The sequence below is a fragment of the Brevundimonas sp. genome (genome assembly GCF_031082345.1).
Lineage (GTDB): Bacteria > Pseudomonadota > Alphaproteobacteria > Caulobacterales > Caulobacteraceae > Brevundimonas.
In genome coordinates this window covers 1,599-4,536 of record NZ_JAVHLH010000227.1, presented here as the reverse complement: position 1 = coordinate 4,536, position 2,938 = coordinate 1,599, and the positions used below count along the sequence as shown (strand labels likewise).

The window sequence follows — 2,938 nt, the reverse complement described above, 5'->3', positions numbered from 1 at the left end:
CGCAGGCCGGCGTGGAGTTCATCACCGCCCTGGGCCGCAAGGGCGGCAGCAACCTGGCCGCCAGCGCCATCAACGCCCTGGCCCGCCTGGCGGCGGAGGTCGGACAGGCGGCGCGTCGGCGGCTCGGCCGCAGCCTGTCGATCCGCGAGGTCGACGCCGGCTCCTGCAACGCCTGCGAGCTGGAGATCAATGCGCTCAGCAACAGCTATTACGATATCGAACGGTTCGGGCTGCGGTTCGTGGCCTCGCCGCGCCATGCCGACGTGCTGCTGGTCACCGGACCGGTGACGAAGAACATGCGCCAGGCGCTGGAGCGAACCTATCTGGCGACGCCCGCCCCGAAATGGGTCGTGGCGGCCGGCGACTGCGCCGGCGGCTGCGGTCTCTTCGCCGGCAGCTACGCCTGCGTCGGCCGGGTGTCGGACGTCCTGCCCGTCGATCTTCACATTCCTGGCTGTCCGCCGACGCCCCTTGCCCTGCTGCGGGGCCTGCTCAGCCTTCTGGAGCTCAATGGCTCCCGGCGCGGCGCCTCGCGGCGGCCATCGCCCCGGCTCGCCTGACGCCGGCCTATTCGCCTTCGATCGGGGGCGGGAGGCCTTCTTCCTCCGTCTCGCCCTGCTTGGCCAATTCCGGATGGAGCGAGATCAGGCCGACGCGATAGCGCGCCATCTCCTCCCAGTCCTCGGCCATCTGCAGCAGATAGTCCCTCTGCGAGTCGTCCTTCATCCGCGTGGCGAGGCGACGGCATTCGCCGGCGTGCGCGCGATACTCCGAAGCTTTCTTCAAGGCTGTCTATCCTCCGCGGCAGGGCGCGCGGCTCAGGCGGCGACGGCGCCCGGGGCGCAAGCCGCGTTGCATCGGGTCCACAGTGAGGTCAGGGCGGTCGTCAAGTCATCCATCATCGCGTCGGTGTGATCGGGGCTTGGGGTCAGCCGAAGCCGATCCGCGCCACGGGCGACCGTCGGATAGTTGATCGGTTGCACATAGATCCCGTGCTCGGCGAGCAGAACGTCGGAGATCATCTGGCACCGCGCCGCATCGCCCACCAGCACGGGGACGATATGGCTCCGGGACGGCATGACCGGGAGCCCGGCGGCCACCAGTCGGCCCTTGAGGGTCCGGGCGCGCTCCTGATGCGCTGTCCGGATCTCGTCATGCGCTTTCAGGTGACGCAGGGAGGCGAGCGCGCCGGCCGCCAGTACGGGGGGAAGCGAGGTCGTGAAGATGAAGCCTTCGGCGTGGCTGCGGATTGCGTCGACGACGAGGGCGTCGGCGGCGATGTAGCCGCCCATAACGCCGAACGCCTTGCCGAGGGTGCCCTCGATGATGTCGATCTGACCCATCAGGCCGTCGCGTTCGGCGATCCCGCCGCCGCGTGCGCCGTACAAACCGACGGCATGGACCTCGTCAAGGTAGGTCATCGCGCCGTAGGTCTTGGCGAGCGCCACCGTACCGCGAAGATCAGCGATGTCGCCATCCATGGAGTAGACGCTTTCGAAGGCGATGAGCTTGGGCGCGTCGACCGGCGCGTCGGCCAGCAGCTTTTCCAGATGAGCAAGATCATTGTGGCTGAAGATCCGGCGCTCGCTGCCTCCGGCGCGGATACCCGCGATCATGGAATTATGGTTCAGAGCGTCCGAGTAGACGATCAGGCCGGGCAGCAGTCTGGAAAGGGTCGAAAGGGCGGCCTGGTTCGAGACATAGCCGGAGGTGAACAACAGGGCCGCCTCCTTGCCGTGCAAATCCGCCAGCTCGTGTTCGAGTTCGACGTGATATCGCGTGGTCCCGGAGATGTTGCGCGTGCCGCCGCTGCCGGCGCCGGCGCTGTCGATCGCCTCGTGCATCGCCTCAAGGACGCGGGGGTTCTGGCCCTGTCCCAGGTAGTCGTTCGAACACCAGACCACGACATCCGTCTCAGAGCCGTCCGGCCGCGTCCACGTCGCCCTCGGAAAGGCGCCGCGACGCCGCTTGAGATCGACGAACACCCGGTAGCGCCCTTCAGCCTGGACGCGCTCAAGTGCGGACCGGAACAACGCGGAATATCTCATCAGCCGAACTCGAACAGGGGCCCCCACCGCGGCGCGGCCGGTTACGGACTCTGTCAGATGACGCGCAAAAAGTCATTTGCGATATATCAAATATCAGAATCCGGCTTCCATCCGCAATTCCCTTGGCGGCGGAGATCCGCCCTGCGGATCAATTCCCATCCCTTGCGCCTGTCCATGGCGGTCGCCCTGTCGCACCGGGGGGGCGTGTCGGATCAGAACAGGGCCGCCTGGCGGAATACCCCGGGCAGCCTGGTCGGCGCGGTCACGCGCAGCTGCTTGTTCACACTGAGCCGACCATAAACGACGACGATCGCTGAGGTGGACACGCCAAATTCACCGGCGAGGAATCGAACCATGTGGTCCGTCGCGCGGCCCAGGCGCGGGGCGGCGGTCACACTGACCTTGAGTTGCCGCCCCTTGGGCTTGCCAATGGCGTCCTGGCTGGCGCCGGGTTTTCCGAGGATGTTGATCACCAGGGTGTCGCCTTCCCACCTGGAGAAGGAATCCCCTTCGACATCTGTTGTGTTCGCCCTCGCGCCCGATTTGTTCATCCTTCAATCCCGACCATGCTCATCGCGTGCACGCCAATGCACTATCAACGGACGAGGTTGAACCGTTCAGCCCCTGGGACGGACGCCACGTCCGCAGTGCGCCTCCGGAACGGCGCTGGAGAAGCCGCTTGCCCTCCGCGAAGCGCGAACGACGCCGGCTCGTCCTGTGCTGGCTCGGGATCGCTCGAGGCCGTCCGGTTTTGTCCGCGAGAGCCGGGCGCCGGTCTGCCGCCGCTAGGGCAGATCATCGCGGCGCGCTTCGGAGGCCCGGTTGTGGAACTGCAAGGCGATCAGAACCGCCTTGAAGGGCCGCAGGGCGCCCAAGGCCAACGCGCCCGT

Annotated in this window: 4 protein-coding genes; 1 reads left to right on the top strand and 3 read right to left on the bottom strand. The window is 67.0% G+C overall.

Annotated elements, in window-relative coordinates; all coding sequences use genetic code 11:
• Positions 1 to 560 (top strand): precorrin-8X methylmutase (locus tag RDU12_RS12755; protein ID WP_308684940.1); only part of this gene is annotated, 560 nt, incomplete at its 5' end.
• A 7-nt stretch (positions 561 to 567) separates the two neighbouring features.
• On the opposite strand, the gene RDU12_RS12750 is transcribed toward RDU12_RS12755, so the two are convergent.
• The 3 genes from RDU12_RS12750 to RDU12_RS12740 form a co-directional block, all read right to left on the bottom strand.
• Entirely contained in the window at positions 568 to 786 is a 219-nt protein-coding gene (locus tag RDU12_RS12750; RefSeq protein ID WP_300291704.1) for a hypothetical protein, read from the bottom strand.
• 32 nt (positions 787 to 818) lie between these two features.
• On the bottom strand, positions 819 to 2,048 hold the full coding sequence (hemA, locus tag RDU12_RS12745) for a 5-aminolevulinate synthase (RefSeq protein WP_300291707.1): 1,230 nt from the start codon (positions 2,046 to 2,048) through the stop codon (positions 819 to 821).
• Between the two features lie 212 nt (positions 2,049 to 2,260).
• Positions 2,261 to 2,599, bottom strand: coding sequence for a DUF167 family protein (locus tag RDU12_RS12740; protein ID WP_300291702.1), 339 nt, complete (start codon positions 2,597 to 2,599; stop codon positions 2,261 to 2,263).
• Positions 2,600 to 2,938 lie beyond the last annotated feature (339 nt).

Excerpts from the sequence above, each read along its gene's own strand:
- hemA (WP_300291707.1), bottom strand. The coding sequence starts at position 2,048 with ATGAGATATTCCGCGTTGTTCCGGTCCGCACTTGAGCGCGTCCAGGCT.
- RDU12_RS12740 (WP_300291702.1), bottom strand. The coding sequence starts at position 2,599 with ATGAACAAATCGGGCGCGAGGGCGAACACAACAGATGTCGAAGGGGAT.